This is a genomic window from Leptotrichia hongkongensis (assembly GCF_041538065.1).
GTDB lineage: Bacteria > Fusobacteriota > Fusobacteriia > Fusobacteriales > Leptotrichiaceae > Leptotrichia > Leptotrichia hongkongensis.
In genome coordinates this window covers 1-16,127 of sequence record NZ_JBGORW010000001.1, presented here as the reverse complement: position 1 = coordinate 16,127, position 16,127 = coordinate 1, and the positions used below count along the sequence as shown (strand labels likewise).

Here is a 16,127-nt window from a genome sequence, read left to right as displayed (position 1 = left end):
ATTAATTATTTAAAGGAGATGATTTAAATGGCTGTTAAAAACAAAGTCGTTATTGTTACAGGAGCTTCTTCAGGAATTGGAAGAGCTACTGCGAAATTATTAGGAGAAAGCGGAGCAAAAGTTATACTTGCTGCAAGAAATGAAGACAAATTACAGGAAGCTGTTGCTGAAATAAAGGAAAAAGGAGGGGAAGCCGCTTACAAAGTTACAGATGTATCAAAAAGAGAGGAAGTAAAAGCATTGGTTGATTTTGCAATTTCTGAATATGGAAAAATAGACGTTATTTTCAATAATGCTGGATTAATGCCAAACGCACCGTTGTCAGAACTAAAAAATAGCGAATGGGACGAAATGATAGATGTGAACTTAAAAGGTGTATTAAACGGTATTGAAGCTGTACTTCCACATTTTATTAAGCAAAAATCTGGACACGTTATCAGCACATCTTCTGTCGCTGGATTAAACACATATCTTGGAGCAGGAGTTTACTGTGCTACAAAACACGGTGTAAAAGCACTAATGGAAGTACTGAGAAAAGAAAGCGCCAACGAAAAAATGAATGTCCGTACAACAACTCTATATCTAGGAGCATTCAGAACTGAACTTGCAACACGTATTACAAACAAAGCGATTAAGGAAAGAATTGAATTTCTTTATGACACAATTGGAGCGGATCCAATGATAGTTGCCGAAGCTGTGAAATTTGCTATTGATTTACCAGAAGAAGTAAGTATGAATGAAATCACTCTTTATCCTACAGCACAGTTGTAATTTTATTAACTTTTCTATCTAAAGAATTATTTTGATTATCAAAATTATTTATTTTTATTTAAATAAAAATATTTCTTGAAAATGTATCATAAAATATGTTATCATTTTAAATGTATGATTTTTTTAAAATTGAAAAATAATTATAATAAATAATTTTTTAGGAGGAAAAGAAAAAATGGTTATAAAACCTAGATTAAAAGGTGGTTTAGCACTTACAAACCATCCAATTGGAGCAAAAGAATTTGTAAAAAGGCAAATTGACTATGTAAAATCACAAGATAAATATGAAGGTCCAAAAAAAGTTCTAATTATCGGTTCTTCATCTGGATACGGGCTTGCAACAAGAATCTCGCTTGCCTTCGGTGCTGGAGCAGAAACTATCGGAGTAGCATTTGAAAAAGGGGTAGAAGGAAAAAGAGCAGGTTCTGCTGGTTGGTGGAATACAATTGCTTTTAACGAAGCTGCTAAAAAAGAAGGTTTAGTTTCTAAAAACTTTATTGGTGATGCTTTTTCAATGGAAATGAAAGATGATGTAATAAAATTCATTAAAGAAGAATTTGGTGGAAAAATCGACTTGTTAATTTATAGCTTAGCAAGTGCAGTTAGAACTGATCCAATTGACGGCGTAACTTATCGTTCAGCATTAAAATCTACAACAAAGGACATTACAGGTCCAACTATCAACTTTGAAAAAGAAGTTATGGAAGAAACAACAATGGGTGTTGCAACTCCAGATGAAATCAAAAGCACTGTAAAAGTTATGGGTGGAGAAGACTGGAAATTATGGATTGAAGCGCTTGATAAAGGTGGCGTTCTTTCTGAAGGCTTCAAAACAGTAGCTTACTCATATTTAGGCCCAAAAGTAACTTACGGAATCTATAAAGAAGGTACAATTGGAGCTGCAAAAAGAGATTTGGAACATACTTCTGATGTTTTAAATGACTTTTTAAAAGAAAAATACAATGGAGAAGCATACGTTTCATTAAGTAAAGCCTTAATGACAAAAGCAAGTGCAGTTATCCCTATTTTCCCATTATACGCAGCATTGCTTTACAAAGTAATGAAGGAAAAAGGTATCCACGAAGGTACAATTGAACAAAAACACAGACTCTTGACTCAAATGGTTTATGGAAACAATCCTGTTATTGACGAAGAAAGAAGATTACGTCCAGATAACTGGGAAATGCGTGAAGACGTTCAAGCTGAAGTAGAAGCTCTTTGGGACAAAGTTACTCCAGATAACTTTAAGGAAATAAGCGATTACGCTGGAGCAAGAGAGGAATTCATGCAATTAAATGGATTTGATTTTGACAATGTGGATTATGACGCTGATGTTGATTTAGATGAATTAGCTAAATTAAAACCTTAATTTTAAAAATTTACAAGATAAATAACAAAAAAATTAGACTATCTTTTAGAAAAAATATTCTTTTAGATAGTCTTTTATTATACATCATAAATTTACTTTAAAATTATAATTATGTTTATACATCTTTATTTTGATTTTTTTATTTTAACAAAAATAAACTACTATAATTTCTATTTTTACATTATATACTCAAACCTACTTAAAATTATATAAATTTAGGGTTTGAGTAAAATAGTCATAACTTTTGAGTTTAGTTTTAAAGGAGTTTTACTATAAAACTTTCTTTTTCATATATCTCCACAAAACTAGCATTAGCAACATCATTATTATAAAAATTATTACTAATGCCCAAAATCCCATATCTTGAAGCGGCAACTTCACGTTCATTCCATAAAATCCAAAAATCATATTTGGAACTGTAACCAATATTGTTACTGCAGCTAAAAATTTCATTGTGATATTCATATTATTTCCAATATACGATGAATATGTTTCTCTTGTAGTTTTACAAATTTCACAGTATGAAGATGATAAGTCTAGTGTAAAATTTATCTCCTGTAAAATTCTTGTCATATATTCTTCATATTGTTCAAATTGCTCATCTTCTTTCAAATTCTCAACAACATAATCCAAATTTCTCAATGCAATATTATAAACATAAAATCCTTGTTCTACTTCCGCAAGAGAAATTAATTTTTCGTTACTTTGCTGTTCCCTCAAAACAGTTTCTATCTTGTCATGTTCTCCAATCAAAATTCTCACATATTTATAAAGGCTTTGAGAAATTTTATGAAGCATATTTAGGAAAAAACGATTTTCTTCAAGAACTTCATCTCTTAATTTGGCATACTCTTCAACAAATTGATAAAAATCGTTGTAATAATCGTCATCTAGAATAACAATTTTATCTTCTTTAAAAAAAATTACAATTGGATTAATCTCATATGATGTAAATTCTTTATCTTTTGTAGATTTTTTAACAGCTGGATAATACAGTTTATAAATCTCCCAGTCTGATTTTGAAATTCTTGGAGTAAAAATTTCCTCGTCAATAACATTCTTTATCTTCTCTTCATCGATTTCCAATCGTTCTGATAAAATTTTATAATCTTCATCCTTCAAATTATATACATAAGAAATTATTTTCCCACTTTTCGTATCTATTCTTTTTATCATAATTACCTTTCTAAGCTTCTATTTCACTCTATTTATATTATACTAAATCCCATTTTTAAATAGAAATAAATTTTTATAATAGTGCTATTTAATAGCTAATTCATAATCATTTAGCTAAATTATTTTTCAAATATTTTGATTAATAAATATTTTTTCATATTTTTATTTTTTATTTCTTAAATCTCCACTACAACTTCACTTTTTAAATCAACTTCCATTTCTGAAAACTTTTTCCAGCCTTCAAAAACTTTTCTATATTCTTCAAACTTACATTCCCACAGCGGATATTCCTCACAAATTCCAAAAATTGTATGCTCAAATTCAACTTTTTCCTTACTAATTTTATGCTGAAAAGCCTGTCCATCCCAAAGAGTTTCCTGCACTTTTCCAGTTTCAACTTTTTCTAGCTGTGGCAAAAAAATATCAATTATTTCCATATCTGGAAAATCTTCCATTATTCCAGTTATCAGATATTTTGTATACACTGCTTTCTTTTTTTCTAAATATCCATTTTTTTTATTATTTTTTGTTATTTCTTTTTCAGAAAATTTTATTTCTGGAAATGCAGTCAATCCAAAATCTTCATCATCATAATAACCAAATTTTATAATCATTCACACTACCTTTCCTATCTATATTAAGTTTTTAAAATCTTCTCCTGTTTTACAAACATCATAGTTTATTTCTTTAGAAATTGCTTCAAAATGTTTTTCTCCACATCTAATTTTACCATTTTCGCTGTCTCTTCTGTCATTTTTATTCTTTGAACCTTTAGTTTCTATTACAAAATAAAGTTTTTCTTCTTCTTTATTTATATCAGGTTTAGCAAGTATAGCCCAGTCAGGATTATAATTTCCCAGTGGAGTCGATATTTTAAACCATGATGGAAGTTTTGCATAAACAATAACATTTCCATATTTTTCTAAATTTTCAGCAAATTTGCTCTCTATTTCTGAATCCACAACAATACTATCGTAAGGGTTTTTTTTAGTTTCAATCATATTTCCTTTTGAAATTTCACTTTTTAAATACCCATATATTTCACTATCTTCAAACAGCTCCTGTGAATAATATTCTGTATTTCCTATTTTTTCATATTTTATACCATCAAGTATAAAATTTTTCATAGTATTTTTAATTATCTCACTGACTTGTTCTAAATAATACTGTGGATTTTTCCTAAAACTCTCTAAGGTTCTAGATCCTGTCAAAATCTTTACTATACTTCTTCTTGTAAGATTAGTTTCATTCTGTAAATAAGTAATTATATCTGGAAGCTTAAATCTATTAAAAGCGCTTATATCTTCACTTATTTCGTCTTCACTTTCCGATTCTATTCCACCTTTTGTAATTGATAATGTTTTTTTATTAAACAATAACTTTTCAGAAGGTATATAAATTTCATTATCCAGACCTTTTATACATTCCTTTATCAGTTCTTCTTCATTAAAATTAACCTGATATGTAGTTTTATATTTTATTTTATCCCATAATTTTTTAAATTCATCACTTAAAAATACTTCTTTATTTATTTCTATTTTCTTTTTATCATCTGCATTTTTAATAACTAACTTTCTAGAAATAGGTTCAAGTTTTTTTATAATTGATTCTTTTATATTTTCAAATTCTTCAGATATTTCTAAAATCCCTTTTTCCAAATCTTTTTTTAGTTTTTCTTTTGAATTTCCACTTTCATCAATATAATTTCTTTTGATTAAATCTTGATATATTTCTTTTGATTTTTCATGACCAAGAAACTTTTCTTTTCCATTTTCATCACTAATTACAATATTTGCAAAAATAAAATCTTCTACAATTCTAAATTTTATATTTTCTTCTTTTTCCATTTCTTTCTGTAATGATTCTACAAACTGTTCATAAGATTCATTTGCCATTACTGTCAGTGTATTTACATTGAAACCTCTGACTCTTTCTCCATCTTGGTTTACAGCTATTCTAAGTCCTCTACCTATTTCCTGTCTTTTCTTCATTTCAGAAACTGTTTCATTCAAAGTACAAATCTGGAATACATTAGGATTATCCCAACCTTCTTTCAATGCAGAATGTGAAAATATAAATGCTAAAGGCTCATCAAAACTTAAAAGTTTTTCCTTATCTTTCATTATCTTCTTAAATGTATCATTATCAGCATTTGTATTACCTTTTGTATCTTTAATTTCAAAATACTCTTGCCCATTTTTAGACTTTTTCTTATCTTGTGAAAAATATCCATCATGCACTTTGGACGCTTTCCCCATTGATGAATATTTTTCCAATTGTATAAGTTTATTATATTCTTCTTCAAACATTAAAGCATATTTGCCTTTTTTAGCTTCCCCTGTCTCTGAATCATATATTCTATAATTTGAAACTTTATCTATAAAGAAAAGTGATAAAACTTTTATTCCTTTACTTTTTAAATTTAACTGCTTATCAAAATGTTCCTGTATTGTTTTTCTTATTTGTAATCTTTTTATAAAATCTGGTTTTTGTCCTCCATTTACCTGTCCTAAAGTTAATCTTACTTTTCCAAAGTCTATAAAAGAACTGGCAGGATTAGATTCATTATATGTAATTTCATTTACTATGTAGCCGTCATAGATGTCTCTTCTTGCCTTCTCGCTTAAAACATCTCCATGCTTTATACTAATTTCTTTTCTAGTTACTCCTGATTTACTTTTTACATCAAGTTCTATTTTCGCTGTAATACCAGATTTACCAGTTTTTATACTAATAACTTTTATATATTCTGTATTTGAATTTTTAGTGACACCGACAGTAGCAACTTCTATTTGTTTTACTAGCTGTTTTTCGTAAGCATCTATTGAATCTAGTTTAAACACAGGATTATATTTTTCTTTATGAGTTGCTGAGTATCTTAACGTACACAAAGGATTTAGCTCTTTTATAGCATTTTTTGCTATATCAGTTTCCATATTTTGAGGTTCATCAACTATTACTATTGGATTACATTTCTGTATATATTCAATCGGACTATATCCACTAGTTTGATCTCTTTCTTGATTAATGACATTTGTATCTTTATTAAAAGAATCTATATTGATTATCATAATCTCTATATTATTATTCATAGCAAAATTTCTTATCATATTTATTTTTTTAGAATCATAAATAAAATAATCATAAAGTGTATTTTCATACATACTCTTAAAATGTTCTTCTGTAATTTGAAGTGTTTTATACACTCCTTCTTTTATCGCTATTGAAGGTACAACTATAATAAATTTTGTAAATCCATATTTTTTATTTAACTCCATTATCGTCCTTAAATATACATAAGTTTTCCCTGTACCTGTTTCCATTTCAACAGAAAAATTGTAATCTTCCTTTTTTAATACTGTTGTTTTTTCCAAACCATTTCTAATTTGAATATTATTTAAATTTTCTGAAATTTTTTCAGAAGATAATAAAATTTTATTTCCTATCCCTAAATAATTTTCTCTCTTAAACTTTAATTGAGGATTCATTGCTTTCTCAACTGTAAATACTGTTCTACCTGTTTCATATCCTGAAAATACGCCAGTTACAGAATTTATCGCTTTTAACTGATATTCTAAATTTTCTTCAAATCTAATCTTCATAGTTTCTCCCTATATACTTCTAATTTCACTTATTCCAACTTGTTCTAATCTCTTTAATGCATTTGTCTTATCTACATCACTTTTAAAAGAGTTATCTTTCAATATTACTGTCGTTTTAAATTCCTTGTCTATTTCTAATATTTTTTTATATTCTTCACATATTGAATTTATCACATCTAAATTAATTTCATTATTTAAACTTACTAAAAGAGTTCCTCCTCCTATTGAGTAGAAATTTTCAGTTTCCTTTATTGGAATATTTAAATCTAATCCATATTTTAATAAAATTTCGTATAGAACATCTAACGAATTTCTATCTGATTTTATATTTTCCACTGAATCTAGCAGAGATTGTTGTAAATCATTTGTATCTGTATCCCATTCTTTTATATTTGATGAATCCAGTTTAAATACTTTAAATCCTATATCCAGTTTTTCTCTATTTTCAAGTGGCAATGTTTCATCTTCTTTTATTTTATCTCCTGCTCTTCTTATTCTTTCTTTTCCTATTTCACAAATATTTTTATATCCCAAAGAATATGCATTTTTGTCTTTAGAAATTTTCTGTGGTAATTGAATTAATATAAATTTTTTATTTTGTTCTTCTTCAGCGTTTAGTTGCATTACAGCGTGTGCTGTTGTTGATGAACCACTAAAAAAATCTAAAATATAACCATCATTAACCATAGAAATAAAATCTTTTACTGTATAAATACTTTTAGGATAATCAAAAGTTTCCTCTTGATTAAATAAGTTTTTTAATATATTGGTTCCATAAGAAACATTACTATAGAGATTTTCATCCCATAATGAAGTAGGTGTTCTTTTTTTATCTGAAGGATACTTTATTTGATTATCTTTATAAATATATGTATGATACTCTTTTAATACTCTATCAAATTCTCTTTGCCATACTTTTTTTTCGCCATTTTTAGCTATCGGAAAAATAACTAAATTACCTTCTTTTTCATACTTCTCTCTCAATTTTTTTATATATTCTTCGTTAAATCCTGTTTCTTTTGAATATATCTTTTGATATTCTTCAATTGTTATCATCTCTACTTTTTTATTTTTCACTAATATGGGATAAAATCTTTTAGGTCTTTCTTCTTTTCTTGAATTTGTTCCGGTTCTTATTAACTTTTTAAAGTTTCCTTCTTTATTATTTTTTATTCTTAATTCTTTCATATTTTTCACATTTTTAGAATAAATTAAATGATATTCGTGAACTGGATCTATATTCTTTTTCCCCCGCCCTTGAGGATTGCATCTAGTTACTATTGTTCCAATAAAATTATACTCTCCAAAAATTTCATCACACATCATTCTTAATCTTGATTGTTCATAATCATCAATAGCGATTACTATTATTCCATCATTTGATAATAAATTTCTTCCTAACTTTAATACAGGAAACATCATTGAAAGCCAATCTGAATGATATCTTCCAGAAGTATCAGAATTTGTAGTTAAAACAAAATTATCATCTGATATTTCTCCAATAAATCTTTTATAGTACTCTAAAGGAGATGTAAAATTATTTTTATATAAAATATCATTCCCAGTATTATATGGAGGATCTATATATATCATTTTTATTTTCCCGTAATATGATTTTTGTAACAATTTTAGTACTTCTAAATTATCTCCTTCTATATAAATATTTTCTGTATTATCCCAATTCTTCGATTCTTTTTTTGCAGGTCTTAATGTTCCTGTACTTACTTCCTGCGCTCTCTGTCTTGCTTCTGATTTTCCATTCCAGTTTAGAGAATATCTTTCTTTAGAAGTATCTACCCCCCCCCCCCCCCCGAAAATTTGTCTCAATACATCAAAATCTACTTCTCCTTCCACAAATGCTTCCGGAAAAATTTCTTTCAATTTTTTAATATTCTCTTGAACTAAATCCATACTTGTTCCATTAAATTTCTCCATTTTATTTTCTCCTTCTTTTTGCTTAATCATTTTCAACTATATATAAAAAATGTATATTCTTTTATAAATAAAGTTGATTTCTAACGATTTTCATAAACTGGATAAGCCGTTATTCTAGGGCTTTTGTAACCACGGATCAGAACTCCGCTTTTGCTTATTCCCTGCCACATATTATTATCTCTGCCCCTAAGATCTTTTCTATTTTCCCATGCTGAATTTATTTCGTCAATAATTCTCGCTTCATCCCAGTTTTCTGGAAACATTGTATTTACTCCACCATTAGAAGTTTTTGCCTGCCAAGTTCCGTCTTTTTTCTTCACTTCAATGCTTGCTCGATACACTCCGTTTTTAGCTCGATTTCCAATTTTTTTTACAATTCTCACATCTCCATGCAAAAGTGAATGTCCACCGGTAACTTTCCCTTGTGAATTTTCATCCCCACCAATCACATGGTCATAATCAATTTGATATTTTCTATCTCCTTGGTTTGAAGTATTTTGAGTCCGTTTTTCATTTTTATTTTCTATATTTTTCTGTTTAATAATATTCTTTTTGCTATTTCTCTTATTTTGTGCAACAAATTCCTTTGAAGAATTTTCCTTTGCATTTATACTGTTATTTCTGCTTAAATACAGTTTTCCTAGTCCAAACAATATAATAACAAATAACAGCAATATTTTTGCAATTTTATTTTTATTCATTTTCTAAATTTTCTCCTTTTTATATATTTTTTGTATATTTATAATAATCTTTCTTTAAAATCAGACTCAAAGGTTATGACTATTTTACTTAAACTTAAATTTATCTAACTTTTATTATCTTAATTTTAAATGGATTTGAGCATATTATATCAAACTTATACCTTAAAATCAATATTATTAAGTTCTTTCAAATTCCAATACGTATGAAAAATACAGTATAATTAAAAGTAAATAACAGTTAAAATAGTAGAATATGTATGAGAATAAAAAAGACTAATATGATTAAAAAAAAGACTTTGTATTTAATCCATTATGAATAGATTTTTTTATTTGAAAAATTCAAGGAAACTGTAATTTCCCATTGATTGATGAGAGAATTAGAGAGGATAAAGTGGTTGGAAAATATTTTAGGGATAAGGGAATTTATTTTGATGTGGCTTATTCTTTTACTTAGGAAAGAATCTATGATATGCTTGGAATTTTGATTAACAATAAATACAATATAAAAAGAATTATTCCTATAAAAAAAGAAATTAACATTAATCTATATATTTAAAATAAAAATGCCTTAAATAGATTTTTATTTTTTGAAAATAATTTCTTCTTTATAAAATTCTTATTTTAAGGCTTTTTATAAAACTATAGTAAAACTGCTTTAAAACTAAACTCAAAAAGCTGCGACTATTTTACTCAATCCCTAAATCTATATAATTTTTAGTAGTTTAATTTTAAATAGGTTTGAGTATATAATAAAATTTATAATTATTTATATAAATTTTGATTTTTTCCTATTTTTAATTCATCAGACTATTGTAGGCATTCACTAAATTGTTATACTTTTTAATTACATCGTTCGGAGTTCCAGCCATATCCTCTGTATAAACTTTCTTCTCAATATCTTCCTTACTCAATGACTTACTTTTTTCAACTTCTTTAATAAATGTTGTAACTGATTTTTCAAATTCTGCAAGTTGATTATTAAATATTTCCAATTTTTCTTTTGTATAATTTTCCTTTTTCAATTGTTTTTCATTTGTAATTGTCTTTTGAAAGTTAGTTGAAGCTGTTAAAATATTTTGCTGCGCTTTTTTTAATTTTCCCAAATCACCTTTTATAAATGTTGTCATACTAAGTTTCTGATTATCCATTTTATCCACAAAATCTTCACAACTATTTATAAGAATTGCCAAATTGTATTTTATCAGGCTGCCTTCATTCTTATATGTTTCTAATATTTTCTGAACTCTTTCTTTCGTTTTGTTTTCCACTTCCGCTTTAAAAACATTTGAACTCTCTTTATATCTTTTGTAAATTTTTAAAAAATTTGTATGTAATTGCTGCCCTTTGGAAAAGTTATCTGCCAAATATTCTTTTTTTCCATAGTAATTTGCCATAGAATCTGTTACTGCTTTTAATTCTTTTAAAATTGGCAATAATCTTTTGGAAGAATTATCCAGCTTTTCCATCTTAAATTTTGAATTTATATTTTTTCCAAGTTTTTGGATAACAGTATTGTCAATTTTAATAACAGGAATGCTTTCCAGTGTCCCTATTTCCTGAACATTTATTTCTTTGCCTTCTCCAGCCACATCAATATATTTTGAAATTTCATTCTCAATATTTGTCAAATTATTATGGATTTCAATATAGCCGTTGTACTTCTCCATTTCTTCATTTTTCACTTTTTTTATACTAAATTTTCTTCTAATTTCCTTAAATGTATCATCACAAGAAAGTAAAAAAATTGAGAAAAATCCTATTAATATTATTTTTTTATAGTTCATTTTTACTCCATTATCTTTTATTTTTTTATTTTACTTAAAAATTTTACCAATTTCCCTAATCCTATTATTTAAAATAAAACTAACGAAATTGGTAATTTTTAAAATTTATTTTCTATTTTATTTAATAAAATCAAAATTAATTATATCGAACTTACATTAAACGAAATAGATTCCAGAACTTTCAGTAAAGCATCTGTTGTATCAAGTGAAGTAAGACAGGCGATTTCCTGTTCACTTGCAGCACGTCTAATTTTAAATCCGTCATTTGTTGCAGTTTTCTTTTTAGCCGCTGTATTTATTACCATATCAACAAGTCCTTTGTAAATCAGTCCTAATACATCATGTTCATATTTTCCTTCTTCTTCAATTTTTCCAACAGTTTCAACACGAAGCCCTTTTTCCTCAAAATATCTAGCTGTGCCTTTTGTAGCCATTATATGATAGCCCAAGTCAGAAAATCTCTTAGCCAATCCATAAGCTTCCTCTTTTGCAGTTCCACTAATTGTAAACAATACGCTTCCTTGATCCTTGACTTTAATTCCAGATGAAATTAGCCCTTTGTAAAGTGATTTTTCAAGGTTTTCATCACTTCCCATAACTTCTCCTGTAGACTTCATTTCAGGCCCTAATGTTGTATCCACATCTTTTAATTTCTGGAAACTGAACACAGGAACTTTTGTATACACATGTTTACTTTCTTCAATTAATCCAGTTTGATATCCTTTACTTTTCAACGTTTCTCCAAGAATTCCCTTCATAGCAAGATTTGCCATAGGAACGCCTGTAATCTTGCTTAAAAATGGAACTGTCCTTGAACTTCTAGGATTTACTTCCAATACATAAACTTCTCCATCGCTAATTACATACTGAATATTCAAAAGCCCTATAATGTTTAATCCTTTTGCAAGTCTTGTTGTATAGTCAATTAATGTACGCTTTTGTGAATCTGTAAGGCTTTGTGGAGGGTAAACTGCAATAGAATCTCCAGAATGGACTCCCGCTCTTTCGATATGCTCCATAATTCCAGGAATCACAACCGTTTCCCCGTCGCAAATTGCATCCACTTCGATTTCCTTTCCAACTAAATATCTATCAGTAAGCACAGGATGATCAGGAGATACTTTTACAGCATTTTCCATATATTGACGCAATTCCTCTTCACGATATACTATTTCCATTGCTCTTCCACCTAATACGTAAGATGGACGCACTAGAACAGGGTATCCGATTTCAGCCGCATTTTTTACAGCAGTTTCCGTATCAAACGCAGTTTTTCCAAGTGGCTGAGGAATGTTCAATTTATGCAGCAATGCCTCGAATTTATCACGGTTTTCCGCATTATCAATTTCTTCAAGCGCTGTTCCCAATATTTTAACACCATGTCTTGCCAATTTTTCAGCCAAGTTAATTGCCGTCTGTCCGCCAAACTGAACAACAACGCCTTCTGGCTGTTCAAGCTCGATTATCGCCATAACATCCTCTTCTGTAAGTGGCTCAAAATAAAGTTTATCCGAAATTGAAAAGTCCGTTGAAACAGTTTCAGGATTGTTATTTACAATAATTGCCTCATAGCCAGACTCTTTTATCGCCTTCACAGCGTGAACTGTCGCATAGTCAAATTCAACACCTTGCCCAATTCTAATAGGTCCCGATCCAAGAACAATAATTTTTTTCTTATCCCCCACAACACTTTCATTTTCCTGCTCATAAGTTGAATAAAAATAAGGTGTTTCTGACTTAAATTCAGCCGCACAGGTATCAACCATCTTAAACACAGGCTTAATATTGCATTTTTCACGAAGTTTATAAACTTCATCTTCTGTCGTATTCCAACGGTGTGCAATAACTTTATCTGAAAATCCGTATCTTTTGGCAAACAGCAGTGCATCTGGATTATTTACATTTGCCTTCAATTCGACTTCAATATCAATAATATTTTTCATTTTATCAAGGAAAAACATGTCAATTTTTGTCATATCATGTATTTCCTGCGGAGTAACTCCTAGTCTTAATGCTTCCCCAATAAAAAACAATCTTTCATCTCCAGCTTTCTGGATTCTTCTCAAAATGTATTCCAAGCTGAATTCATCTCCATTTGGAAGCCCCAAGTGATGTACTCCGTACTCAAGCGAACGAATAGCCTTTAACAAACTTTCCTCATAAGTTCTTCCAATTGCCATTACTTCCCCTGTTGCCTTCATTTGTGTACCTAAATGCCTATCCGCCTTTTCAAACTTGTCAAACGGAAATCTCGGTATTTTACTTACAACATAGTCAAGTGACGGCTCAAAGCACGCATACGAATTTTTAGTAACAGGATTTATAATTTCATCAAGTGTCAATCCAACTGCAATTTTTGCGGCAATTTTTGCAATTGGATAACCTGTCGCTTTTGAAGCGAGTGCCGATGAACGTGACACCCTCGGATTTACCTCAATAATATAATAATTGAACGAATACGGATCTAATGCCAGCTGAACGTTACATCCACCTTCTATTTTCAATGCTCTTATTATTTTCAACGAAACATCTCTCAACATGTGGTATTCCCTGTCTGTCAATGTTTGTGACGGTGCAACTACAATCGAATCTCCCGTGTGAATCCCAACTGGATCAATATTTTCCATATTGCAGACAACAATCGCTGTATCATTGCTGTCACGCATTACTTCATACTCGATTTCCTTGTATCCTGAAATTGATTTTTCTAATAAACATTGAGTTACTGGCGAATATCTAAGTCCATTTGTAACAATGTCTTCCAGTTCTTCATCATTGTGGCAGATTCCTCCACCAGTTCCTCCCATTGTAAAGGCAGGACGGACAATCACAGGGTATCCAATTTTTTCCACAAATCTACGTGCCTCTCCCAAATTATGAATAATATCCGATTCAGGTACAGGCTCTCCCAGTTCGTTCATCAAATCTCTGAACAGTTCCCTATCTTCCGCCTGCTTAATAGAGTCAAGCTTAGTCCCTAGCAGCTCTACTCCACATTCTTCAAGCACTCCTGCTTCGTGCAGTTCCACAGCCAGATTTAGCCCAACCTGTCCTCCAAGAGTAGGAAGCAAGGCATCTGGACGTTCTTTTCTTATAATTTTTGACACAAATTCAACAGTTAATGGTTCAATATATACTTTATCCGCAATTTCCTTATCTGTCATAATAGTTGCAGGATTGGAATTTACAAGGATAACCTTGTATCCTTCTTCACGCAATGATAAACACGCCTGTGTCCCTGCATAATCAAATTCAGCAGCCTGTCCAATAATAATTGGTCCAGACCCAATCACTAAAATCGTTTCTATATCTTTTCGTTTAGGCATTTCCCTACATCTCCTTGCTATTAATTTTTATCAACACTTTTATTTCAATATTTTATAATCTTTAATTTTATGTAACAACTTTACCTAAAATAAACTAAAAAATTTGTTTTCAATCAATAGTTCTAAAATTATTATTTCCGATTCTTTCTCATATTTTCAATAAACATATCAAATAAATAATTTGGGTCATGTGGTCCTGGAGAAGCCTCTGGATGATACTGTACCGAAAATACTGGATATTTTTTATGTCTTACACCTTCGCAGGTTCTGTCATTTACTGCGATATGTGTCAGTTCCAGGTCTGTATCCTTCAACGAGTCAATATCCACAGCATATCCATGATTTTGTGCTGTAATATCAACTTTTCCAGTTTGTAGGTTTAACACTGGCTGATTTGCTCCACGATGTCCGAATAGCAATTTATATGTCTTTGCTCCACAGGCAAGTGAAATTAGCTGATGTCCCATACAAATTCCAAAAATTGGCACTTTGTCTATTAATTCCCTAATTGTAGCAATTGTTTCTGGAACATCTATCGGATCTCCCGGTCCATTGCTTAACATTATTCCGTCTGGTTTTTGTCTTAAAATTTCTTTAGAAGTTGCATTATGTGGCATTACGACAATATCACAGTCTCTTGAGTTAAGTTCCCTCATAATTCCTGATTTCATTCCTAAGTCAAGAAGAACAACTCTCATCCCTCTTCCAGATGAAAGAAATGCTTTTTTTGTCGATACCTGTTCGATTTGATTGGTTGGCAACGAATTGATTTTTAAATTTTTTGCAATTTCTTGCGGATCTTTGTCTGCACTAACGATAATTCCCTTAATCGTTCCATGCTCTCTTATTTTCTTTGTCAGACTACGTGTATCAATTCCAGAAATTCCTGGAATATTCAAATCCTTCAAAACTTCATCCAATGTAAATTCATTTCTAAAATTAGAAGGTTTTCTACATATTTCACGAGTTACAATTCCCTTGATACTTGGATTAATAGTTTCATAATCATCCCTATTTATCCCATAATTTCCAATTAACGGATAAGTAAATGTAATAATCTGCCCATTATACGATGGATCTGAAATAGTTTCCTGGTACCCAGTCATCGCAGTATTAAAAACAACTTCCCCAGCCATTTCCACATCTGCTCCAAATCCATACCCCTTATACACACTACCATCTTCCAAAACAAGCTGTTTATCCAATGCGTACATAAATACTACCTCCCTAAATTTTAAATGATACTATTTGTTTTAAAATTTGTTCAATTGTCATTAACGTGTCTGATTTGCGATATAGTAAACTATTATTCTAGATATGTGTTTAATAAAAGTCTGAATGTATTTACTAACATCTCTAATCTCATAATTATACTATATTTTTTTAGTTTTATCAATAACGGTAAATAATTATTTTTTAATTTTTTGAAAATTTATATTTTTTACTAAATCTCTTCTAAAAGC

10 protein-coding genes are annotated in these 16,127 nt (G+C 29.5%); 2 read left to right on the top strand and 8 right to left on the bottom strand.

The window, feature by feature from the left end; all coding sequences use genetic code 11:
* The first annotated feature begins 27 nt into the window (after positions 1-27).
* Together ACEG17_RS00050 and fabV are read left to right on the top strand one after the other, a co-directional pair.
* Entirely contained in the window at positions 28-771 is a 744-nt protein-coding gene (locus ACEG17_RS00050; RefSeq protein ID WP_372582069.1) for an SDR family oxidoreductase, read from the top strand.
* A gap of 175 nt (positions 772-946) precedes the next feature.
* Positions 947-2,140: an enoyl-ACP reductase FabV gene (gene fabV / locus ACEG17_RS00045; protein WP_299571319.1), complete on the top strand. Its 1,194-nt coding sequence runs from the start codon at positions 947-949 to the stop codon at positions 2,138-2,140.
* 270 nt (positions 2,141-2,410) lie between these two features.
* Here the strand turns inward: fabV and ACEG17_RS00040 are convergent, their stop codons facing one another.
* The 8 genes from ACEG17_RS00040 to carA form a co-directional block, all read right to left on the bottom strand.
* Entirely contained in the window at positions 2,411-3,316 is a 906-nt protein-coding gene (locus ACEG17_RS00040) for a magnesium transporter CorA family protein (protein ID WP_299572271.1), read from the bottom strand.
* A 176-nt stretch (positions 3,317-3,492) separates the two neighbouring features.
* Positions 3,493-3,930: a hypothetical protein gene (locus ACEG17_RS00035; protein ID WP_372582068.1), complete on the bottom strand. Its 438-nt coding sequence runs from the start codon at positions 3,928-3,930 to the stop codon at positions 3,493-3,495.
* An 18-nt stretch (positions 3,931-3,948) separates the two neighbouring features.
* Positions 3,949-6,918, bottom strand: coding sequence for a restriction endonuclease (locus ACEG17_RS00030; protein ID WP_372582067.1), 2,970 nt, complete (start codon positions 6,916-6,918; stop codon positions 3,949-3,951).
* 9 nt (positions 6,919-6,927) lie between these two features.
* Complete coding sequence (locus ACEG17_RS00025) at positions 6,928-8,853, bottom strand: site-specific DNA-methyltransferase (protein WP_372582066.1); 1,926 nt, start codon at positions 8,851-8,853, stop codon at positions 6,928-6,930.
* 80 nt (positions 8,854-8,933) lie between these two features.
* A complete protein-coding gene (locus ACEG17_RS00020; protein ID WP_372582065.1) occupies positions 8,934-9,554 on the bottom strand; it encodes an EndoU domain-containing protein in 621 nt (206 codons plus the stop codon).
* Positions 9,555-10,348: 794 nt separating this feature from the next.
* Positions 10,349-11,338 (bottom strand): YiiG family protein, encoded by a 990-nt coding sequence (locus ACEG17_RS00015; RefSeq protein WP_372582064.1) that lies wholly within the window; start codon positions 11,336-11,338, stop codon positions 10,349-10,351.
* A 140-nt stretch (positions 11,339-11,478) separates the two neighbouring features.
* Complete coding sequence (carB, locus tag ACEG17_RS00010; RefSeq protein ID WP_372582063.1) at positions 11,479-14,664, bottom strand: carbamoyl-phosphate synthase large subunit; 3,186 nt, start codon at positions 14,662-14,664, stop codon at positions 11,479-11,481.
* Between the two features lie 131 nt (positions 14,665-14,795).
* On the bottom strand, positions 14,796-15,878 hold the full coding sequence (gene carA / locus ACEG17_RS00005; protein ID WP_372582062.1) for a glutamine-hydrolyzing carbamoyl-phosphate synthase small subunit: 1,083 nt from the start codon (positions 15,876-15,878) through the stop codon (positions 14,796-14,798).
* Positions 15,879-16,127: the final 249 nt, after the last annotated feature.